This is a genomic window from Arthrobacter sp. AOP36-A1-22, from assembly GCF_052377615.1.
GTDB lineage: Bacteria > Actinomycetota > Actinomycetes > Actinomycetales > Micrococcaceae > Arthrobacter_H.
Genome location: NZ_JBQSWX010000006.1, coordinates 21903 through 43129 on the forward strand (window position 1 = coordinate 21903; position 21227 = coordinate 43129).

General features: G+C 66.2%; 21 protein-coding genes. 17 read left to right on the forward strand and 4 right to left on the reverse strand.

The annotated features are described in order from the left end of the window. Position 1 precedes the first annotated feature (1 nt). From ACT3S2_RS05240 to ACT3S2_RS05275, 8 genes are all read left to right on the forward strand, one after another. Complete coding sequence (locus tag ACT3S2_RS05240; protein WP_444554280.1) at positions 2-832, forward strand: ABC transporter permease; 831 nt, start codon at positions 2-4, stop codon at positions 830-832. A gap of 60 nt (positions 833-892) precedes the next feature. Beyond that, complete coding sequence (locus tag ACT3S2_RS05245) at positions 893-1252, forward strand: VOC family protein (protein WP_086999433.1); 360 nt, start codon at positions 893-895, stop codon at positions 1250-1252. Continuing rightward, positions 1249-2313 (forward strand): NAD-dependent epimerase/dehydratase family protein, encoded by a 1065-nt coding sequence (locus ACT3S2_RS05250; RefSeq protein WP_444554279.1) that lies wholly within the window; start codon positions 1249-1251, stop codon positions 2311-2313. Before ACT3S2_RS05245 ends, ACT3S2_RS05250 begins: the two co-directional genes overlap by 4 nt. Positions 2314-2392: 79 nt before the next feature. Next, the gene (locus tag ACT3S2_RS05255) at positions 2393-2914 is read left to right on the forward strand and encodes a hypothetical protein (protein WP_444554278.1); all 522 of its coding nucleotides are present in this window, start codon (positions 2393-2395) and stop codon (positions 2912-2914) included. A 24-nt stretch (positions 2915-2938) separates the two neighbouring features. After that, complete coding sequence (locus ACT3S2_RS05260) at positions 2939-3775, forward strand: exodeoxyribonuclease III (protein WP_444554277.1); 837 nt, start codon at positions 2939-2941, stop codon at positions 3773-3775. A gap of 12 nt (positions 3776-3787) precedes the next feature. Further along, on the forward strand, positions 3788-4867 hold the full coding sequence (gene trpS, locus ACT3S2_RS05265; RefSeq protein ID WP_444554276.1) for a tryptophan--tRNA ligase: 1080 nt from the start codon (positions 3788-3790) through the stop codon (positions 4865-4867). 2 nt (positions 4868-4869) lie between these two features. Continuing rightward, the gene (locus ACT3S2_RS05270; RefSeq protein ID WP_444554275.1) at positions 4870-5457 is read left to right on the forward strand and encodes a 2'-5' RNA ligase family protein; all 588 of its coding nucleotides are present in this window, start codon (positions 4870-4872) and stop codon (positions 5455-5457) included. Next, positions 5423-6610, forward strand: a complete 1188-nt coding sequence (locus ACT3S2_RS05275) for a YihY/virulence factor BrkB family protein (RefSeq protein WP_444554274.1) — start codon at positions 5423-5425, stop codon at positions 6608-6610. The genes ACT3S2_RS05270 and ACT3S2_RS05275 overlap by 35 nt, the downstream gene beginning before the upstream one ends. A 57-nt stretch (positions 6611-6667) precedes the next feature. On the opposite strand, the gene ACT3S2_RS05280 is transcribed toward ACT3S2_RS05275, so the two are convergent. From ACT3S2_RS05280 to sdhC, 4 genes are read right to left on the reverse strand one after another with little or no spacing between them, the layout of a single operon-like run. Beyond that, positions 6668-7450 (reverse strand): succinate dehydrogenase iron-sulfur subunit, encoded by a 783-nt coding sequence (locus tag ACT3S2_RS05280; protein ID WP_086999444.1) that lies wholly within the window; start codon positions 7448-7450, stop codon positions 6668-6670. Further along, positions 7450-9237: a succinate dehydrogenase flavoprotein subunit gene (sdhA, locus tag ACT3S2_RS05285; RefSeq protein WP_444554273.1), complete on the reverse strand. Its 1788-nt coding sequence runs from the start codon at positions 9235-9237 to the stop codon at positions 7450-7452. Before sdhA ends, ACT3S2_RS05280 begins: the two co-directional genes overlap by 1 nt. Positions 9238-9288: 51 nt before the next feature. Further along, positions 9289-9738, reverse strand: a complete 450-nt coding sequence (locus ACT3S2_RS05290; RefSeq protein ID WP_444554272.1) for a succinate dehydrogenase hydrophobic membrane anchor subunit — start codon at positions 9736-9738, stop codon at positions 9289-9291. Positions 9739-9741: 3 nt separating this feature from the next. Continuing rightward, positions 9742-10122 carry a succinate dehydrogenase, cytochrome b556 subunit gene (sdhC, locus tag ACT3S2_RS05295; protein ID WP_086999449.1) on the reverse strand — a complete coding sequence of 127 codons (381 nt, stop codon included), beginning with the start codon at positions 10120-10122 and terminating at the stop codon, positions 9742-9744. A gap of 263 nt (positions 10123-10385) precedes the next feature. On the opposite strand from sdhC, the gene ACT3S2_RS05300 reads away from it, so the two are divergent. The 9 genes from ACT3S2_RS05300 (at position 10386) to ACT3S2_RS05340 (ending at position 21181) form a co-directional block, all read left to right on the forward strand. Beyond that, on the forward strand, positions 10386-11498 hold the full coding sequence (locus ACT3S2_RS05300; protein ID WP_444554271.1) for a mannose-1-phosphate guanylyltransferase: 1113 nt from the start codon (positions 10386-10388) through the stop codon (positions 11496-11498). 85 nt (positions 11499-11583) lie between these two features. Further along, positions 11584-12792, forward strand: a complete 1209-nt coding sequence (locus ACT3S2_RS05305; protein ID WP_444554270.1) for an amidohydrolase — start codon at positions 11584-11586, stop codon at positions 12790-12792. Positions 12793-13005: 213 nt separating this feature from the next. Further along, positions 13006-14124: a BMP family lipoprotein gene (locus tag ACT3S2_RS05310; RefSeq protein WP_444554269.1), complete on the forward strand. Its 1119-nt coding sequence runs from the start codon at positions 13006-13008 to the stop codon at positions 14122-14124. A gap of 219 nt (positions 14125-14343) precedes the next feature. Continuing rightward, positions 14344-15939, forward strand: a complete 1596-nt coding sequence (locus ACT3S2_RS05315) for an ABC transporter ATP-binding protein (protein WP_444554268.1) — start codon at positions 14344-14346, stop codon at positions 15937-15939. Continuing rightward, positions 15932-17269 carry an ABC transporter permease gene (locus ACT3S2_RS05320; RefSeq protein ID WP_444554267.1) on the forward strand — a complete coding sequence of 446 codons (1338 nt, stop codon included), beginning with the start codon at positions 15932-15934 and terminating at the stop codon, positions 17267-17269. Before ACT3S2_RS05315 ends, ACT3S2_RS05320 begins: the two co-directional genes overlap by 8 nt. Further along, a complete protein-coding gene (locus tag ACT3S2_RS05325) occupies positions 17266-18555 on the forward strand; it encodes an ABC transporter permease (RefSeq protein ID WP_444554266.1) in 1290 nt (429 codons plus the stop codon). Before ACT3S2_RS05320 ends, ACT3S2_RS05325 begins: the two co-directional genes overlap by 4 nt. A gap of 4 nt (positions 18556-18559) precedes the next feature. Beyond that, positions 18560-18976 (forward strand): cytidine deaminase, encoded by a 417-nt coding sequence (locus ACT3S2_RS05330; protein ID WP_444554265.1) that lies wholly within the window; start codon positions 18560-18562, stop codon positions 18974-18976. Between the two features lie 39 nt (positions 18977-19015). Then, complete coding sequence (locus ACT3S2_RS05335; protein ID WP_444554264.1) at positions 19016-20326, forward strand: thymidine phosphorylase; 1311 nt, start codon at positions 19016-19018, stop codon at positions 20324-20326. Between the two features lie 186 nt (positions 20327-20512). Further along, the gene (locus tag ACT3S2_RS05340; protein WP_444554263.1) at positions 20513-21181 is read left to right on the forward strand and encodes a DedA family protein; all 669 of its coding nucleotides are present in this window, start codon (positions 20513-20515) and stop codon (positions 21179-21181) included. Positions 21182-21227 lie beyond the last annotated feature (46 nt).

Genomic DNA, 21227 nt, shown 5'->3' on the forward strand with positions numbered 1-21227 from the left:
AATGAGTCTGATCCGTGACGCCGACCTCGTCCTGAAGCCCGACCGCCGCCCCTTCGCCGCCCTGTACTCACGCAATATCCGGGCCGTGATCGAACGTGGCCTCATGGCCACCCGGACCTCCAACGCGGCCATCATGATCTCCGGATTCGTCGAACCCGTGCTCTACCTGCTCTCGATGGGGATCGGGCTGGGTGCGCTGATCGGGACCGTCCAGGGTCCCGAAGGAACCCCGATCAGCTACGCCGCCTACATCGCGCCGGCCCTGCTGACGGTCTCGGCGATGAACGGGGCGCTGTACGACTCCACCATCAACGTCTTCTTCAAGATGAACTACGGCAAGCTCTACCAGAACATGCTCCACACCTCGTTGGGCCCGCTGGATGTGGCCTTGGGGGAGATCTTCCTGGCCCTGTTGCGCGGATTCCTCTACGCCACCGGGTTCACCATCGTCATGGCGGCCATGGGATTGATCACCACCTGGTGGGCCTTGCTGATGGTCCCGGCCGCGGTCCTGATCGCCTTCGGCTTCGCATCGATCGGCATGGGCATCACCTCCTATATCCGGACGTTCCAACAGTTGGACTGGGTCACGTTCATCATGCTGCCGATGTTCTTGTTCTCGGCGACGTTCTACCCGCTGGATGTCTACCCCCAGGCCATCCAGTGGCTGATCCAGGTGTTGCCGCTCTGGCACGGGGTCGAGCTGCTGCGCCAGCTCTCGGTGGGTGCCTTCGGGGTCATGACGGTGGTGCATGTGCTCTATTACGTGCTGATGATCGGCGGCGGAATGATGCTGACCACGAATCGTCTGCGGGCCCTGTTCCTGAAGTGAGATGGGTGTCGGAGGCCTCCGGCAGGTAGTCTGGTCCGGACCAGAACCCAAGGAGGCGCCGTGATCGGCAGTTGGCATGCGGTCGTCATCGACTGCGAAGACACGGAAATCATGGCAGATTTCTACGAAAAAGCCCTCGGCATGGTGCGGGTGCAGCATGACGACGACGGATGGATCACCATCGGGGACGCCCCCGACCGGCCCGCCATCGCCTTCCAGCGTGTGGAGAACTACCAGCCCCCCGAGTGGCCGGGCCAGACCCACCCGCAGCAGGCCCACCTGGACATCCGGGTCGACGACCTGGATGTCGCCGAGGAAGCCGTGCTCAAACTCGGTGCGACCTCGATGAACACCGGCGGACAGAACTACCGCGTCTACCTGGACCCCCAGCGCCACCCCTTCTGCCTCGTGTCCTGGTGACCCCGGGCCCGCAGCGGACCTCTCGGCGCCGTGCGGTCGTCCTGGGCGGTACCGGCCTGCTCGGACGGGCCACCGCCGCCCGACTGGCCTCCGCTGGATGGGCGGTGGACGTGACCGGTCGGGACCGGCACCACCTGCCAGCCGATCTGGGCCGGGCCGGGGTGCGTTTCGTCGCCGCGGACCGCTACGATCCCGTGGCCCTGGCCGCCGTCATCGGCGACGGGGCGGATCTCGTCGTGGACACGCTGAGCTACACCGCGGGGCATGCGCGCAGCCTGCTTCCCCTGCGGGATGACATCGGACGGGTGGTGATGCTCTCCAGCAAGGCCGTCTATGTCGACGCCGAAGGCCGGCATGTGAATTCGGCCCACCGGCCGGAATTCACCGGCCCTATCGCCGAGGACCACCCCACCCTGGCTCCCGGGAGCATGCCGTTCGCCTCCGCCGCAGGGTATGGGCCGAATAAGGTCGCTGCCGAACTGACGCTGCTGGAATCCGGGGCGAACGCCACGGTCATCCGGGCTTCGAAGGTCCACGGGGTCGGCGCCGCGCCCGCCCGGGAATGGGCCTTCGTCCGCCGGGTTCTGGACCGCCGCCGGGTGCTGGTGCTGGCCGGACGCGGTAGGGGGACGGACCATACGACGGCCGCGGTGAACACCGCGGCCCTGATCGAATGCGTCGCCGAGGCCCCCGAGGGGGCCCGGGTGCTCAACAGCGCCGACCCCGACGCCCCCAGCGGGCTGGACATCGCCCGCGTGGTCGCCGCGCAGCTGGGCCATGACTGGCACGAGGTCCTCCTGGACGACGACGCCCCGGAAGGCCTGGGGGCCCATCCCTGGGACTCCCGGCCCGCCATCGTGCTGGACACCACGGCGTCACGGGACCTGGGCTACGTTCCGGTGGGAACCTACGCACAAACGGTCACCGACGAACTGGATTGGTTGGCCGGGCTGCCGCGGGAAAGCTTCGCCGGAAGCCCGCACTTCGGCGATTTCGCCGCGGACTATGCTGCCGAGGACGCGTATCTGCGCCGGTTCCCTGGCTTGCTGCCGCACCGCTGAGCCTCGCCGGATCCTGCCGGGGTGTTCGCCCACGGGAAACTTGTCCCGGACAGCGCCCCGGGTTTGGGATACTAGGAACATGGAACCCATCGGCACGGCCCGCCCCGGCTCGGAAAAGAAGATCACCCTCAAGGCCAGCACCCTGTCGTTGGCCGTCATGGTCACTGTCTTCCTGGTGGCGGTCGTGTTCGCCGCCAACCAGAACGACGTGATCGGGTGGATCGTCGCCGTGATCTCACTGGGCTGGCTGCTGCTGGCCGCCTTCCTGGTCTTCGGTCTGCGCCGCGGCGCCCGCAAGGTCAGCAGCCAGCTGCAGAACGCCTCCGCCTCCATGGCGGCCCGCGCCCGCCAGCCCGAGCCTGCCGAAACCGTCGTGGTGGACGAAGGATCGCGCACCCGTGACCTGAAACTGGAACACTCCTTCAAGATCGTCCAGGTCCAGGCCGGGGTCATCAAGGAGCACCTTGATGCCGGCGGGGACGACGCCCGGGGCATGGTCGACCGCGCGGTGGAAACGATCGAGATCACCGCGCACAACGCCCGGGAGATGATGAAGCCCTCCGGTGGCAGTGATCCACTCTCCGGGGAAGTCATCGACTAGGAATTCTTCGGTAAGCTGGATCAGGTGAGTACAGCAGAGGAACAGAACCAGGCCAAGAACCCGGGCGCCGTACGCGTCGCCTCCGTCAATCTCAACGGCATCCGCGCCTCCTACCGGCGCGGCATGGCCGATTGGCTGAAGGACCGGGACATCGACATCCTGACCATGCAGGAAGTGCGTGCACCGGACGAGATCGTGCGCGAACTCCTCGGCGATGACTGGCACATCCTGCATGCCGAGGCGGAAGCCAAGGGCCGCGCCGGGGTGGCCATCGCCTCCCGCCAGGCGCCGACCGCCACCCGGGACCACATCGGCGAGGACTACTTCAAGACCTCCGGCCGCTGGGTCGAAGCCGACTTCGACCTCAACGGCGAGCAGGTCACCGTCGTCAGCGCCTACGTGCACTCCGGTGAGGTCAACAGCCCCAAACAGGACGATAAATATCGTTTCCTCGACGTCATGACCACCAAGCTGCCGGAGCTGAAGGCGGCCTCCAAGCACGTGCTGGTCACCGGTGACCTCAACGTCGGACACACCGAACGCGATATCAAGAACTGGAAGGGCAACGTCAAGAACTCCGGCTTCCTCCCCGAGGAACGCGCCTATTTCGACCGTTTCTTCGGTGAGGAGATCGGTTTCAAGGACGTGGCCCGTGAACTGGCAGGGGACGTCGACGGCCCCTACACCTGGTGGTCCTACCGCGGCAAGGCCTTCGACAACGACACCGGGTGGCGGATCGACTACCAGATGGCGACCCCGGACCTGGCCGCCCTGGCCTCCAACGCCGTCGTCGACCGCGCCCCGAGCTACGACACGCGCTTTTCCGACCACGCACCACTGGTCGTCGACTACCAGTTCTAGGAAGAACCCACCATGACTGACACTGAAGCAGCGGCCGAACGTCGGCCGCGCGTCCTCTCGGGGATGCAACCCTCCGCCGACTCCCTGCACCTGGGCAACTACCTCGGGGCGCTCGTCAACTGGGTCAAGGCGCTGGACGACTACGACGCCTTCTTCTTCGTCCCCGACATGCATGCGATCACCGTCGGGCACGACCCGGCCTCGCTGCGTGAACGCACCCGGACGACCGCCGCCCAGTACATTGCCGGGGGCATCGACCAGGACGCGGCCACGCTGTTCGTCCAGTCCCACGTCCCCGAGCACGCCCAACTGGCCTGGGTGCTCAACTGCATCACCGGGTTCGGCGAGGCCTCGCGGATGACCCAGTTCAAGGACAAGTCGGCCAAGGGCGGACAGGATGCCGTGAGCGTCGGCCTGTTCACCTACCCGGTGCTGATGGCCGCGGACATCCTGCTCTACCAGCCGCATGCGATTCCGGTGGGTGACGACCAGCGCCAGCATGTGGAACTCGCCCGGGACCTGGCCCAGCGTTTCAACCACCGTTTCGGGGAGACGTTCAGGATCCCGGAACCGCTCATCCAGAAGGAAGGCGCCCGGATCTACGATCTACAGGACCCGACCTCGAAGATGTCCAAATCCGCGTCGAGCCCGAACGGGTTGATCAATATCCTGGACGACCCGAAGGTCATCACCAAGCGGATCAAATCCGCGGTGACCGACAACGACACCGTCATCGCCTTCGATCGGGACGGGAAGCCAGGTGTCTCCAACTTGTTGGAGATCCTCTCCACCATCACCGGCACCCCGGTGGACGGGTTGGTGGAGGAATATGAGGGCAGGATGTACGGGCACCTGAAGGTCGATGTGGCCGACGCCGTGGTCTCCCGGGTCGAACCGATCCGCCGCAGGACCCTGGAACTGCTGGACGACTCAGCGGAATTGGACCGCCAATTGGCGGTCGGGGCGGCCCGGGCCCGTGAAGTCGCCTCCACCACCCTGGAGGCGGTCTACTCGAACATCGGGTTCCTGCCGGCGCGGACCGAGACGGCGTTCGACGCGGCGGGCCCCGACGCTGGCCAGAGCCCGCGATAACGATGAGCATCCCTGCGTCGGGCACCACGACCCCCGGGGCCACCGGTCCCGGGGGCGAGGGGGTCGGCGTGGGGATCGTCATCCCGCTGCCCGAACCGCACCGCTCGGAGCTGAGGGAACACCGGTTGTCCTTCGGGGATCCGGTGGCCCGCAGCGTCCCGCCACACATCACCCTGATCACCGGCGCCCGGGCCGCCGACTGGGCCGCAGCACGCGCCCATGTGCGCCGGGTCGCCGCGGGTACGGCGCCCTTCAGCCTCAGGCTCCACGGGACCGAGACCTTCCGGCCCGTCTCCCAGGTGGTGTTCCTGCGGGTCACCGAGGGATTCGACGCCTGTGTGTCGCTGCATCGGCAGCTGCAGGCCGGCCCGCTGGAAACGCGCGCCGAATTCCCCTTCCACCCGCATCTGACCCTGGCCCACGATCTGGCCGAGGAACCGATGCAGCGGGCCATGACCTCCTTGGCCGGCTACGACGCCACCTTCCCGGTGGATAGAATCGGGTTGTTCGAGTACGACGCCGAAGGCCTCTGGGCCCTGCAGGAGGAACTGACACTTGGCCAAGACGGCGCGCATCCCGACCCAGCGTAGGCGCGGCAGCCCTCCGGCCAGCACCGCCGCCTATAGCGATCCGGCCCGATCGACGGCGGATCTGGGCACGCTGATCTCCCCGTTGGACCGGGCGGGCCTGCACACCAAGGCCATGCATCAACGGGCCGCCCTGGGACGGGCCCGCCGGGAAAAAGCCGGCCTGCCGAAGATCGCGATCGCCGGCGTCGGAGCCCTGATGGGACGACTGAACGTCTGGAAGCCGTTACGTGTCTTCACCCTCTACGGGCAGCGCCATGGGTCGGTGATGGCGGCGGGCGCCGCCTATAAGATGTTCTTCTCCATTGCTGCACTGCTGGTCGTGGGCTTCTCCGTTCTGGGCATCCTGGCCAGTGGCAACCAACAACTGCAGGAATTCGTGGTTGACGGCGTCGCCAAGACCACCCCCGGGCTGATCGATACCGGGGACGGGGGACTGGCAACCCCGCAACAGCTCTTCCGCACGCGGGGGTTCGGGTGGGCTCTGGTGATCTCCACCGTCGTCTCCCTGCTGACCTCATTGCGGTGGATCGCCGGCCTGCGCGAGGGGATGCGCGGGGTCTTCGGGCTGCTCAAATCGCAGTCCAACATCGTCCTGGCCAAGATCAAGGACCTGGGGGTGCTGCTTCTGCTGGGCATCAGCCTGATCCTCACCACCGGCCTGGGGGTCATCGCCAGCACGGCCCTGCAGACGATCATCGACTTCCTGGAGCTGGAATCGACCTTCTCGGTGATGCTGACCCGGGTGGCGAGCCTGGTGGTGATGCTGGTGCTGGACTCGGTGGTCGCGGTGATCCTGTTTCGGCTGGCCTCGGGGATCACCATGCCCCGCGTGGCGCTGCTGCAATCTGCCTTCATCGCCGGGGCCGGTTCCACGCTCCTGCGCTACTTCTCCTCACTGCTGCTGGGCAGCGCGAGCAGCAATCCGATCCTCGCCCCCTTCGCCGTGATCCTGGGGCTGTTCGTCTGGTTCTACCTGCTGAGCCAGGTCTACCTCCTGGCGACCGCCTGGGGTGCGGTGACCACGGCGGACATCGTTGCCACCGCACTGCGCGGAAACCCGAAGGGCCTGCGCTCGCGTTCGAAGCAAATGCTCACGCCGGGACCAGTCGCCCATCTCCCGGCGGGGTGGAAGCAGGGCAGGAACCAGAAATGACGAAGGCGCCGTCCCCGTGGGGGCGGCGCCTTCGTCAGGCCTCGGGGGCCGTGGTGGCTAGACCGAGCGGGCCAGGATGGCCTGCTTGACCTCGGAGATCGCCTTGGTGACCTGGATGCCGCGGGGGCAGGCTTCGGTGCAGTTGAAGGTGGTGCGGCAACGCCACACGCCTTCCTTGTCGTTGAGGATCTCCAGACGCATGTCGCCGCCTTCGTCCCGGGAGTCGAAGATGAAGCGGTGGGCGTTCACGATCGCTGCCGGGCCGAAGTACTGGCCATCGGTCCAGAAGACGGGGCAGGACGAGGTGCACGCGGCGCAGAGGATGCACTTGGTGGTGTCGTCGTAGCGCTCGCGTTCCTCGGGGGACTGGTAGTGCTCAGCAGTCGGGGAGTGGCCCTTGGTGATCATGAAGGGCATGATCTCGCGGTAGGACTGGAAGAAGGGTTCCATGTCCACGATGAGGTCCTTCTCGACCGGCAGGCCCTTGATGGCCTCCACGGTGATGGGCTTCTCGGTGTCCAGGTCCTTCAACAGGGTCTTGCAGGCCAGGCGGTTACGGCCGTTGATGCGCATGGCATCGGAGCCGCAGACGCCGTGGGCGCAGGAACGGCGGAACGACAGCGAGCCGTCGATCTCCCATTTGACCTTGTGCAGGGCGTCCAGCACGCGGTCGGTGCCGAACATCGTCAACTGGAAATCCTCCCAGGTCACGTCTTCGGAGAATTCCGGTTGGTATCGGCGCACCCGCAGGGTGATGTCGAACTTCGGGATCTCCCCGCCGCCGCCGACACCGGGGGCCAGGTCGACCTTGGATGCTGGTTCGGGAATCTCGCTGCTCATTAGTACTTACGCTCCATCGGCTGGTAACGGGTGAAGATGACGGGCTTGGTGTCGAACCGGATGCCCTCGATGCCCTCCATCTGCGCGGTGTCGTCCTTGTAGACCATCGAGTGCTTCATGAAGTTCTCGTCGTCGCGGTCCGGGAAGTCCTCGCGGAAGTGGCCGCCACGGGATTCGTGACGGTGGAGTGCGGAAACGGACATGACCTCGGCCAAGTCCAGCAGGAAGCCCAGTTCCACGGCTTCGAGCAGATCCAGGTTGAAGCGCTTGCCCTTGTCCTGGATGCTGATGTTGGCGTAGCGCTCACGGAAGGACTTGATGTCGGCCATGGCCTTCATGATGGTGTCCTTGGAGCGGAACACCTGCATGTTGGTGTCCATGGTCTCCTGCAGGTCCTTGCGGATCGCCGCGATGCGTTCGGTGCCGCCGGCATTGCGGACGACGTCGAGCATGGCCTCGGTGGATGCCGTGGCGTTCTCCGGCAGATCGACCCAATCGGCCGTCTTGGAGTATTCGGCGGCCGCGATGCCGGCCCGCTTGCCGAACACGTTGATGTCCAGCAGCGAGTTGGTGCCCAGCCGGTTCGAGCCGTGCACCGACACGCAGGCGACCTCACCGGCGGCGTAGAGCCCGGGAATGGTGAATTCGTTGTCCTGGAAGACCTCGCCCTTGATGTTGGTCGGTACCCCGCCCATGACGTAGTGCGCGGTCGGGAAGACCGGCACCGGCTCCGTGTAGGGCTCCACCCCGAGGTAGGTGCGGGCGAACTCGGTGATATCCGGAAGCTTGGCGTCGATATGCGCCGGCTCCAGGTGCGTGAGGTCCAACAGCACGTAGTCCTTGTTCGGGCCGCAACCGCGGCCTTCGCGGACCTCGTTGGCCATCGAACGGGCGACGATATCGCGTGGCGCCAGATCCTTGATGGTCGGGGCGTAGCGTTCCATGAACCGTTCGCCCTCGGAGTTGCGCAGGATCGCGCCCTCACCGCGGGCCGCTTCGGACAGGAGGATCCCGAGCCCGGCGAGGCCGGTCGGGTGGAACTGCACGAATTCCATGTCCTCCAGCGGGATGCCCTTGCGGAAGGCGATGCCCATGCCGTCACCGGTCAGGGTGTGCGCGTTGGAGGTGGTCTTGAAGACCTTGCCGGCCCCGCCGGTGGCGAAGACGACCGACTTGGCCTGGAAGACGTGGATCTCGCCGGTGGCCAGATCGTAGGAGACGACGCCGGCCACCCGGGTCTGCAGGTAGGTGGTGCCATCCTCGCGGGTGGCCTCCTCCTGGACGGTGAGCATGTCCAGGACGTAGAACTCGTTGTAGAACTCGACGTTGTGCTTCACGCAGTTCTGGTAGAGCGTCTGCAGGATCATGTGCCCGGTGCGGTCCGCGGCGTAGCAGGACCGACGGACGGGGGCCTTGCCATGGTCGCGGGTGTGGCCGCCGAAGCGACGCTGGTCGATCTTGCCCTCGGGGGTGCGGTTGAACGGCAGGCCCATCTTTTCCAGGTCCAGCACCGCCTCGATGGCCTCCTTGGCCATGACCTCGGCGGCATCCTGGTCAACCAGGTAGTCGCCACCCTTGACGGTGTCGAAGGTGTGCCACTCCCAGTTGTCTTCCTCGACGTTGGCCAGGGCGGCACACATGCCGCCCTGGGCGGCGCCCGTATGTGAACGGGTGGGGTAGAGCTTGGTCAGCACGGCCGTATGGGCCTGCTGGCCGGATTCGATGGCAGCGCGCATGCCCGCGCCACCGGCGCCGACAATGACGACGTCGTACTTATGTACCTGCATACCGGATGTTCCCTCTTCTTTGAATCTTGGTGTCGGCGAAGCGTGCCGGGACTACTGGCAGACCGCGAGCGTGGAGCCGGGGATGCACGGATCGAAGGTGAAGATCACGAGCGTCCCGAGGATGACGATGGCCGCCGAGCACAGCACCAGCACCAGCTGGAGCCAGAACCGCGGACGATCCTTTTCGACGTAGTCGTTGATGATGGTGCGAACGCCATTGGTGCCGTGCAGCATCGCCAGCCACAGCATGGTCAGATCCCAGAACTGCCAGAGCGGGTTGGCCCACTTGCCGGCGACGAACCCGAAGTCGATGGCATGCACGCCGTCACCGACCAGCAGGTTCACGAAGAGGTGGCCGAAGATCAGGATGACCAGCAGGACCCCCGAGATGCGCATGAAGAGCCAAGCGAGCATCTCGAAGTTGCCGTTCTTGGACTTGGAGCGCAGGTACTTCGGGTCGACCCGAGTCGAACGCGGTGCAACGAATTCCGTGGGAGCCATGGCTTAGTAACCTCCGAAGGCGAGCGACAGGTGACGGATGGCGAAGCCGATCATGACCACGACCCACACGATCAGCACTCCCCAGAGCAGCTGACGGTGGTACTTGGGGCCGGACTTCCAGAAGTCGACCAGGACCAGGCGCAGGCCATTGAAGGCGTGGAAGACGATCGCGGCGACGAGACCGAGCTCTCCGACGGCCATCAACGGGTTCTTATACGTGCCGATCACTGCGTCGTAGGCGCCGGGGTCGACCCGCACCAAGGCCGTATCGAGCACGTGCACCAAAAGAAACAAGAAAATGACGACACCGGTGACCCGATGCCCTACCCAGGACCACATGCCTTCGTGGCCGCGGTAGAGGGTGCCTGACGATGTCTTCGACACTGAATTTACCTCCATGCATGCAAGGGCGTTCGTGTGGCGTGCACACAAAAGATTGGCGCCGGTGCGTAAGCGTTCCTAGCCTGATCCTAGACCACGGGGTCCGTCAGGGTTCGTCTCCACCCTACCTGTGTGGCGAGCCTCACGGCGACCGTGGTGACGAGGGGGAATACACGGATTCGCGCGGAAAATACGTGACATTTTCGTGCCCTAAATCCAGCCCGTCCTCCAGCGAAACGGTTCGGTGATCGCCTACTGTGGGATCCATGAATGATGACCTCCTCGCGCGCTTCCACGGCGTGATCCCCGCCGGCGGCGTGGGAACGCGGCTGTGGCCGCTCTCCCGAGCGGCCGCCCCCAAGTTCCTGCACGACCTCACCGGATCGGGGACGACGCTGATCCGCGCAACCTATGAGCGGCTCGTTCCCCTGGCCGAGAAGCGCATCATGGTGGTCACCGGGCAGGCCCACCGCGAAGCCGTCCAGTCGCAGTTGCCCGAACTGAGCGAAACGAACCTCGTACTCGAATCCGAGCCGAAGGACTCCGCGGCGGCGATCGGCCTGGCGGCAGCCATCCTGCACCGGAGGAATCCGGACATCATCATGGGGTCCTTTGCCGCGGACCAGGTCATCGGACCGGTGGAGGTCTTCCAGGAGGCCGTCCGCGAGGCCATCCTGACCGCAGCTACCGGCAAGATCGTGACGATCGGGATCAAACCGGCCTCACCGTCCACGGCGTTCGGCTACATCCGCGCCGGCGATGCCCTCACCGTGGAAGGGGCCCCCAGCGCCACCTCGGTGCTCGAATTCGTGGAGAAGCCCGACGAGGAAGTGGCCCAGCGCTACGTCGACAGCGGGGATTACCTGTGGAATGCGGGGATGTTCGTCGCCCCCGTGTCCTTGATGCTCGACCATCTCGAACGCAATGAACCGGAACTGCATGCGGGGTTGATGGAGATCGCCGACGCCTGGGACACCCCCGAACGCGATGCGGTGAAGAAGCGCATCTGGCCGACCCTGCCGAAGATCGCCATCGACTATGCGGTGGCCGAACCAGCAGCCGAACAAGGCGACGTCGCAATGATCCCCGGTGAATTCACCTGGGATGACGTCGGCGACTTCGCCGCCATCGGCCGGCTGAATCCGGCCAGCGAGGCCACCAACCTCACCGTGCTGGGGGACGGGGCCCGGGTCTACGCCGACGATGCCTCCGGAGTGGTGGTCTCGGACACCAAACGCATGATCGCCCTGATCGGCATCAAGGACGTGGTCGTCGTCGATACCGGGGATGCACTGCTGGTCACCACCAGCGACCATGCCCAGTCCGTGAAGAAGGCCGTCGAGGCACTCAAGGCCTCCGGCGACCTCGACGTGTTGTAGCCGGGTTCCCGCCGGCCGGCGACGCGCACGAAATGATGCGTTGCAAACTCGGTGGTTGCCGCGGCGACGTCGTAAAGTCGCTTCTGTGACTTACGATTCCTCGAGGCAGACGACCTATCCCGCGATCGGGCCCTGGGCGCAGCCGTTGCTGCCCCAACTGGTGGGCTTCCGACGTGACCTTCACGCCAACCCGGAACTCTCCTTCGAGGAGACCCGGACGACGGCACGCATCCTGGCGGAGCTCGAGGCGGCCGGACTGGAGCCACGGGCCCTGGAGGGGACCGGGCTCTACGTCGATATCGGTGAGGGGGACATCGCCCTGGGCCTGCGGGCGGATATCGATGCCCTGCCGATCCTGGAGGAAACCGGGCTGGACTACGCCTCGACCCGGGAAGGGGTCTGCCACGCCTGCGGGCACGACATCCACACTACGGTCATGCTCGGGGTGGCCCTGACCCTGGGGCGCATGCACGCCGCCGGTGAACTCGGCGGCAGGATCCGGGTGATCTTCCAGCCGGCGGAGGAGACCATGCCCGGCGGGGCCCTGTCGGTGATTGCCCAGGGAGTCCTCGAAGGGGTCCCGCGCATCCTGGCCCTGCACTGCGAACCCCGGGTCGACGCCGGGACGATCGGCACCCGCATCGGGGCGATCACCAGTGCCAGCGACACCATCAAAATCGAACTGTCGGGCCGGGGCGGCCACACCTCCAGACCGCATCTGACCGAGGACCTGGTCTTCGCCCTGGCGGAGATCGCCGTCGGTGTCCCGGCGGTGCTCAACCGGCGGATCGACGTGCGCAGCGCCGTTTCGGTGGTCTGGGGCCAGATCCATGCCGGGTCGGCCCCGAACGCCATCCCCGCCGCGGGCTACCTGGCCGGGACCATGCGTTGCCTGGACGGGGACGCCTGGGAATCGGCGGGGGTGCTGTTGGACGAGGTCGTCCGTCAGATCGCCGTCCCCTATGGTGTCGACGTGAAACTCGAGCACACCCGCGGGGTCCCGCCGGTGGTCAATGCCGAAGCGGAAACGGATCTGATCGAACGGGCCGCGCGCGCCGAGATCGGGTCGACGGCCATCGTGCTCATCCCGCAGTCCATGGGCGGGGAGGACTTCGCCTGGATGACCCACACCATTCCCGGGGCCATGATGCGGCTGGGAACGCGTACCCCGGGAGGGGAGACCTACGATCTGCATCGCGGTGACTACATCCCGGACGAGAAGGCCATCGAAACAGGCATCCGGGTCATGGCTGCTGCCGCCCTGCGCGCCATCAATCCTGGACAAAGCGTCTGATCGAGCTACCAGTAGGTAACAAAAGGTCAACAATATAGTCGTGTCAACTATTTATGCTGGCAGGTCGGTCCGAGTGGGGCATACTGTATCTTCCGTCACGTCCTCCCCACATGTGGAGGCCGAAGGCGGTCGGCACCCGTTCGAGGGGCCCAGGTAGGTCACCTGGCCCGTGGAGGGGGTGGCCCTGAAGCATCACTCGTCACTGGAGGAACCTTGAAGAAGTCACCGCGCACCCTGAAGCGCTCCACCGGCAAGCTCGCCGCCGTCCTGGGCGTTTCCGCCCTCGTCCTGACCGCCTGCGGGGCCGCCCCCGATTCCGGTGGCGATGATTCGGCCGCCTCGAGCCACCCCGGCGCCGCCGACTACACCGGCTGCATCGTCTCCGACTCCGGCGGATTCGACGACCGCTCCTTCAACCAGTCCTCCTACGAGGGCCTGATGAAGGCGAAGAAGGACCTGGGCATCAAGACCAAGCAGGCCGAGTCCAAGGCCAAGACCGACTTCGAGCCCAACCTGAACTCCATGGTCAAGGGCGGGTGCAACCTGACCATCACCGTGGGCTTCCTGCTGGCCGATGCCACCAAGGACCTGGCGGAGAAGACCGAGGACGCGCACTTCGCGATCATCGATGACGACTCGATCGACCTGCCCAACGTCAAGCCGATCATCTACGACACGGCCCAGGCCGCCTTCCTGGCCGGCTACCTGGCCGCCGGGACGTCCGAGACCGGCAAGGTCGCCACCTACGGCGGCATCAACATCCCGACCGTCACCATCTTCATGGACGGCTTCGACGAAGGGGTGCAGTACTACAACGAGAAGAACGACGAGAAGGTCAAGGTCCTGGGCTGGAACGCCGATAAGCAGAACGGTACGTTCACCGGCGACTTCGAGAACCAGGGCAAGGGCAAGACGACCACCACCAACTTCATCAACGAAGGGGCGGACATCATCATGCCCGTCGCCGGTCCGGTGGGCCTGGGCACCATCGACGCCGTCAAGGACGCCAACTCCAACGGCAAGGACGCCAAGGTCGTCTGGGTCGATTCCGATGGCTACGAGTCACTTCCCTCCGGGCAGGAATTCGTGCTCACCTCCGTCATGAAGCTGATGGGTGAGGCCGTCGAGAACGTGATCACCGAGGACCTGGACGACGAGTTCGACAACACCCCGTATGTCGGGACGTTGGAGAACAAGGGTGTCGACCTGGCACCGTTCCACGACTTCGACTCCGATGTCTCCGATGACATGAAGTCGCAGCTGGACGACATCAAGGCCGACATCATCTCCGGCGACATCAAGGTCGAGTCGCCGTCCAGCCCGAAGAAATAGTCCGCGGGAGGTCCTGACCCATCGAAGCGATGGGTCAGGACCAACCAGCAGACACGGCGCGCGCCGTCCGGAAAGACGGGAGACCATCCCGGAAACGGGCGGCGCGTGCCTCATCCGACGTCCAACGATTCGCGGCTACGCTGGATTCGATGGCCCACGGTGCATCGGGGCAGATCCCCTGGAGCCCGGGCCGCTAAAGAAGGGAACACGGTAGAGCACGTGAAATTGGAACTTCGCGGAATCACCAAGAAATTTGGTTCGTTCACCGCCAACGACAACATCGACGTGGTGGTCGAAGACAGTCAGGTGCATTCACTGCTGGGCGAGAACGGGGCCGGCAAATCAACCCTGATGAACGTCCTGTTCGGCCTCTACGAGGCCACCTCGGGGCAGGTGCTCATCGACGACCGGCCGGTGTCCTTCAACGGCCCCGGCGACGCCATGGCCGCCGGCATCGGCATGGTCCACCAACACTTCATGCTGGTCCCGGTCTTCACCGTGGCGGAAAACGTCGCCCTCGGGGACGAGGCCACCAAGGCCGCCGGGATCCTCGATCTGGAGGCCACCCGCCGCAAGATCCGTGAGATCTCCGAGCAATTCGGTTTCCACGTCGATCCCGACGCCATCGTGGAGGACCTGCCCGTCGGGGTCCAACAACGCGTGGAGATCATCAAGGCACTGGTCCGCGATGCGCGGATCCTGATCCTGGACGAGCCCACCGCGGTGCTGACGCCCCAGGAAACCGACGAACTGCTGAGCATCATCGGGCAACTGCGCGACAACGGCACCTCGGTGGTCTTCATCTCGCATAAGCTACGCGAGGTCAAGGCCGTTTCCGACGTCATCACCGTCATCCGTCGGGGCCGGGTGGTCGGCAAGGCCGAACCCGAGGCCTCCGCGAGCGAACTGGCCTCGCTGATGGTCGGCCGTGAGGTGAACCTCGCCCTGGGCAAGGAGGACGCCACCCCGGGGGAGGAGACCTTCCGCGTGGAGCACCTCAACGTGGTGGCCCCCACCGGCCAGGTCCTGCTCGACGACATCAGCTTCGGCGTGCGCCAGGGGGAAATCCTGGCGGTCGCCGGGGTCCAGGGCAATGGGCAGACCGAACTGACCCAGGCCATCATGGGCCTGATGGACCAGGCCACGGGCCGGGTCATGCTCGAGGGCGAGAACCTGCTGGGCCGGAGCGTGAAGTCCATCATCAACTCGGGGGTCGGGTTCGTCCCGGAGGACCGCAGCACCGATGGACTGGTCTCCACGTTCACGGTCGCGGAGAACCTCGTGCTCAACCAATATGACCGGGCCCCGTATGCCCGCGGACTGAACATGCGCCCGGCGGTGATCAACCGCAACGCCGAGGACAAGGTCGAGGAATACGACATCCGGACCCAGAGCGGGCAGTCCAATGCCGGAACCCTCTCGGGCGGCAACCAGCAGAAGGTGGTCATGGCGCGGGAGCTGTCCCGGCCCCTGAAGCTCTTCATCGCCTCGCAGCCAACCCGCGGCGTCGACGTCGGCTCGGTCGAATTCCTGCACCGGCGCATCCTCGCCGAACGCGACGGAGGCACCCCCGTGCTGATCGTCTCCACCGAACTCGACGAGGTGGCCGAACTGGCCGACAGGATTGCCGTGTTGTACAAGGGCAGCCTGGTGGGCATCGTCCCCGGAGACACCCCGCGCGAGGTCCTGGGCCTGATGATGGCCGGCAGCTCCGCCGCCGAGGCCGGCGCCACCCCGCTTCCCGAGGCCACGGATCAGGGATCCGGTGCCGCGGCTGCGAACCCAAACCAAGAAGAGGAGTCCGGGAATGAATGATCCCGTGGACGGGCCCGGACCGGGCCCCGTCGCCCCAGACAGCGAAACCCCGGCGGGGGAGCCGGGATCGATCCCCGGAGGAGCCGACGCCGGGAACTCGCCGGCCCAGCTGGCCGAGGCGTCCGGACCGGACCCCCAGGCTTCGCTGATGACTCGGATCACCACCGGCAACGGCATGGTGTCCGTCCTGGCGATCCTGTTGTCGTTGATCGTCGGAGCCATCCTGATCGCCGCGACCGACGAGCGGGTCACCGAGGCCTCGAGCTACTTCTTCGCCCGGCCCATGGATCTGTTGGGGGCCGTGTGGACGTCGGTGTCGGAAGCCTATGTGGCGCTCTTCCGCAGCTCCATCTTCAACACCCAGGCCGACGGTTTCGCCAATGCGATCTATCCCCTCACCGAAACCCTGACCGACGCCACCCCGCTGATCCTCGCAGGACTCGGGGTCGCCCTGGCGTTCCGGGCCAGCCTGTTCAACATCGGTGGCCAGGGGCAGATCATCGTCGGCGCCCTGCTCGCCGGCTGGGTCGGATTCACCCTGGACCTGCCCGCCGGAATCCACCTGATCCTGGCGATGGTGGCCGGGATCATCGGCGGTGCCCTCTGGGGCGGCATCGCGGGGGTGCTCAAGGCCCGACGCGGAGCCCACGAAGTGATCGTGACGATCATGCTCAACTACATCGCGCTCTACTTCCTGCTCTATCTGCTGACCACCCCCGGCTTCCAACGCCCCGGCTCCAACAACCCGATCAGCCCGAACATCGACTCCTCGGCGGCCTACCCGCTGATCTTCGGCAGCGGCTTCCGGCTGCATTACGGTTTCGTCGTGGCCCTGGCCGCGGTGGCCTTCGTCTGGTGGCTGCTCAACCGTTCCACGACCGGCTTCGAACTTCGTGCGGTCGGGGCCAACCCGTTGGCGGCCCGCACCGCGGGGATCAATGTCTCCAAGGCCTACATCACCGCCATGGTGGTCGCCGGGGCCCTCGCCGGGCTCGCCGGCACCGCACAGATCTCGGGCACCGAACGCGCCCTGTCCAGTGACATCGCCGCCAGCTTCGGATTCGATGCCATCACCGTGGCGTTGTTGGGACGCTCCAAACCCATGGGCACCCTCTTCGCCGGGCTGCTGTTCGGCGCGTTGCGGGCCGGTGGCGTGGGCATGCAATCCAACACCGGCATCCCCATCGACATCGTGCTGGTCGTCCAGTCCTTCATCGTGCTGTTCATCGCCGCCCCGCCGCTGGTGCAAGCGATCTTCCGCATCAACACCGGCAAGAAGAAGAGCAAGACCACCACGGCGCGGACCGCCGGGACCGGAGGAGCAGCGTGAGCACCGCAACCACCACCCCCTCGGCCGGCGTGACGTCGGTCGGCACGGCCCACCGGAACTGGAGCACCCCCATGGTGCTGGCCGTCCTGGCCCTGGTGGCACTTCTCGGATTCGCCATCGGCAGCCCGAGCGCCACGGCCAGGTTCCGCATCTCGACCGACCACGACGCGATCAAGGTCCCCGACGTGATGCTCGGCACCACGCTCGTGGGATGGATCGGCGCCATCCTGCTGCTGGGACTGGCGGCGTATTCCTTCCGGCTGACCTCCCGGCGGGCCACCGCCCCGAAATGGCTGGTCCCGGCCTTCGCGGCCATCTGGGTCATTGCCTTCCTGGTCTGGGTCATCGGCAGCGCCAACAACCCCAACGTCTACTTCTCCGGTCTGATCGCCGGTTCGTTCACGTTGGCCATCCCGCTGATCTTCGGTTCGCTCTCCGGCGTGCTGTGTGAGCGGACCGGGGTCATCAACATCGCCATCGAGGGCCAGCTGCTGGCCGGGGCCTTTGGCGCCGCGGTCGTCGGATCGATCACGCAGAGCCTGCTGGCCGGTGTCCTGGCCGCCGTGGTGGCCAGCATGCTCGTCTCCGCGGTCCTGGCGGTGTTCAGCATCAAATACATGGTCAACCAGATCATCGTCGGCGTCGTACTCAACGTCCTGGTCGCCGGGCTGACCAGTTTCCTCTTCTCCACCGTGATGAAGGCCGATACGGCCCTGTTCAACTCCCCGCCGTCGTTCCACAACATCAGGATCCCCGGCCTGGCCGACATCCCGGTGTTCGGTCCGATCTTCTTCGACCAGACGATCCTGGGCTACGGCATGTACGTCGCCGTCTTCCTGGTCTGGTTCGGCCTGTTCAAGACCCGATGGGGCCTGCGCGTGCGGGCCGTGGGCGAACACCCCCAGGCCGCCGACACGGTGGGCATCAGGGTCAAGGCCATCAGGTTCTCCAACGTCCTGCTCGCCGGGGTCGTCGCCGGTCTCGGGGGTGCGTTCTTCACCCTGGTGACGTCCTCGTCCTTCAGCAAGGAAATGACCGCCGGGCAGGGGTTCATCGCCCTGGCGGCCATGATCTTCGGGCGCTGGAACCCGATCGGGGCGTTCTTCGCCTCCCTGTTGTTCGGCTTCTCGTTGAACCTCTCGTTCGTGCTGAGCATCCTGGGCACCCCGGTGCCCAACCAGTTCATGCAGATGCTGCCCTATATCGTGACGATCTTTGCCGTCGCCGGGCTGGCCGGGAAATCACGACCCCCGGCCTCCAACGGCGTCGCCTACGTGAAGGAGTAGGCCCGTGCCCCACCCTCCGACGACGCCGCTGGACCCCGCCGGCTGGGAACGCCTGCGGATCGCGGCCACCGCGGCGATGGAACACGCCTACGCCCCGTATTCGAAGTTCCCGGTCGGGGCGGCGGCAGTGACCGAGGACGGGCGGATCATCAGCGGCTGCAATGTCGAAAACGCCGCCTACGGGGTCGTCCTCTGCGCCGAATGCACCATGATCGGACAATTGCATATGGGCGGGGGCGGCCGGCTGCGCGCGTTCTACTGCGTGGACGGAACCGGCAACATCCTGATGCCCTGCGGGCGCTGCCGGCAATTGCTCTACGAACACCGTGGACCCGGGATGGAACTGATGACCGTCCGCGGGATCGCCACCATGGACCAGGTCCTGCCCGACGCCTTCGGCCCCGAAACCCTGTTGCACTAGCTCCGGCCATCCGGCCGGAGCACCGACGAAAGGTCCAGCATGAGCACCGAGCACTTCGACGCGGTCGAGATCATCGGCATCAAACGCGATCGCGGGACGCTGAGTCCCGAACAGATCGACTGGACCATCGACGCTTATACCCGCGGGGTCATCGCCGAGGAACAGATGGCGGCGTTGAACATGGCGATCCTGCTCAACGGGATGGACCGGGCGGAAATCTCCCGCTGGACGACGGCGATGATCAACTCGGGCGAACGCATGGACTTCTCCTCGCTGCGCACCCCCGCGGGGGCGGTCAAGCCCACCGCGGACAAGCACTCCACCGGCGGGGTGGGGGACAAGATCACCCTGCCGCTGGCCCCGTTGGTGGCGGCCTTCGGGGTCGCGGTACCCCAGCTGTCCGGCCGTGGCCTCGGGCATACCGGCGGAACCCTGGACAAGCTCGAATCCATCCCCGGATGGAACGCCTCGCTGTCCACTGCGGCCCTGATGGACCAGCTCTCCGATTGCGGTGCGGTGATCTGCGCGGCCGGGACGGGGCTGGCTCCGGCCGATAAGAAGCTCTACGCCCTGCGTGATGTGACCGGAACCGTCGAAGCCATCCCGCTGATCGCCTCCTCGATCATGTCCAAGAAGATCGCCGAGGGCACCGGGACCCTGGTCCTCGACGTCAAGGTCGGATCCGGGGCGTTCATGAAGAACGAACAGGACGCCCGCGAACTGGCCCGCACGATGGTGGGATTGGGCACCGACGCCGGGGTCAAGACGGTGGCGCTGCTGACCAACATGGCCACTCCGTTGGGGCTCACCGCCGGCAACGCGATCGAGGTCGCCGAATCCGTGGACGTCCTGGCCGGAGGCGGACCTGCCGATGTGGTGGAACTGACGGTGAAGCTGGCCCAGGAGATGCTCGCCGGCGCCGGGGTGCACGACGCCGACCCTGCGGCCGCGCTGGCCGACGGCCGTGCCATGGACGTCTGGCACAAGATGATCTCCGCCCAGGGAGGGGACCCGGCCGCCGCCCTGCCGGTCGCCCGCGAATCGGAGACCGTGTACGCCCAGGCCGAAGGGGTGCTCACCGAACTCGATGCCCTCTCCGTCGGGGTGGCGGCCTGGCGGCTGGGTGCCGGGCGGGCCCGTCGGCAGGACGAGGTCCAGGCCGGGGCCGGGGTGCGCCTGCACGCCAAACCCGGAGACGTGGTCCGCCGCGGCCAACCGCTGATGACCTTGTTGACCGACACCCCCGAGAAATTCGGCAGGGCCCTGGAGGCACTGGAGTCGGCAGCGGTGATCAGCGCCGAAGGCAGCAGGAACGGCCAACGCCTGATCCTGGAGCGGATCGCCGAATAGCCGCTCCGCCGGGTTGCGTGTCCGCCGACCTCGGGGATGACCCGGGTCGGACCCGTAATCATCCCGGGGTGGGAGGCCACGGCCGGGTCCGATGGGCCAGACTGGATGCATCACCCGACGAAGACCGGGTGCGGCCGCCGTCGTCCACCGGAAGACGGAATAATTCCAGCCAAGGGACCCTGCCTCATGGAGATCGTCAACGAGGTCATCCTCCATGCCTCGACCGCCTGGTGGATCCTGCCGTTGCTCTTCCTGCTCTGCCTGATCGACGGGTTCATGCCGGTGGTGCCCAGCGAGTCGCTGCTGGTGGCGCTGGCGTCCGTCGCGGTGGCCTCGGGGTCCCCGTCGCTGTTGCTGCTGGGCGTCGTCGGAGCGGCCGGGGCGATGGCCGGGGACCAGATCGCCTACGGGTTCGGCCGGCGGATCGGCCTGGATCGGTTCCGCTGGATGCGTCGTCCACGGACGCGACGGACCTTCGCCTTCGCCCGACGGGAACTCGAACGACGGGGCGCCCTGCTGATCTTCACGGCCCGCTACATCCCCGTCGGCCGGGTGGCGGTGAACTTCACCGCCGGGGCCACCCGGTTCTCCCGCCGCCGTTTCACCCTGCTCGACGTGCTGGGATGCCTGACCTGGAGTGCCTACTCCACCACCATCGGTGCCGTCGGCGGCCACTGGATGAAGGACAACCCGCTGCTGGGGATCGGCCTGTCCATAGCCATCGCCATGGTGTTCGGCTTCATCGTGGACCGGGTCCTCAATGTCCTGCGGCGCCGGCTTGGCACGGACCCGCAGGCCCCGGACGCCCAGCCGGCGCCCCCGCTGCTGGAAGTCCCCGCCGAGCGGGGGCACTGAGCCGCGGCAACGCGGTCCCGGGCTCCCGGGATTCAGTGGTTCCGCT

Coding starts and splice junctions, on each gene's coding strand:
- ACT3S2_RS05335 (WP_444554264.1), top strand. CDS start 19,016: ATGAGCACCGAGCACTTCGACGCGGTCGAGATCATCGGCATCAAACGC.
- sdhA (WP_444554273.1), bottom strand. CDS start 9,237: ATGCAGGTACATAAGTACGACGTCGTCATTGTCGGCGCCGGTGGCGCG.
- ACT3S2_RS05320 (WP_444554267.1), top strand. CDS start 15,932: ATGAATGATCCCGTGGACGGGCCCGGACCGGGCCCCGTCGCCCCAGAC.
- ACT3S2_RS05270 (WP_444554275.1), top strand. CDS start 4,870: ATGAGCATCCCTGCGTCGGGCACCACGACCCCCGGGGCCACCGGTCCC.
- ACT3S2_RS05290 (WP_444554272.1), bottom strand. CDS start 9,738: ATGGCTCCCACGGAATTCGTTGCACCGCGTTCGACTCGGGTCGACCCG.
- trpS (WP_444554276.1), top strand. CDS start 3,788: ATGACTGACACTGAAGCAGCGGCCGAACGTCGGCCGCGCGTCCTCTCG.
- ACT3S2_RS05340 (WP_444554263.1), top strand. CDS start 20,513: ATGGAGATCGTCAACGAGGTCATCCTCCATGCCTCGACCGCCTGGTGG.
- ACT3S2_RS05240 (WP_444554280.1), top strand. CDS start 2: ATGAGTCTGATCCGTGACGCCGACCTCGTCCTGAAGCCCGACCGCCGC.
- ACT3S2_RS05255 (WP_444554278.1), top strand. CDS start 2,393: ATGGAACCCATCGGCACGGCCCGCCCCGGCTCGGAAAAGAAGATCACC.
- ACT3S2_RS05300 (WP_444554271.1), top strand. CDS start 10,386: ATGAATGATGACCTCCTCGCGCGCTTCCACGGCGTGATCCCCGCCGGC.
- ACT3S2_RS05280 (WP_086999444.1), bottom strand. CDS start 7,450: ATGAGCAGCGAGATTCCCGAACCAGCATCCAAGGTCGACCTGGCCCCC.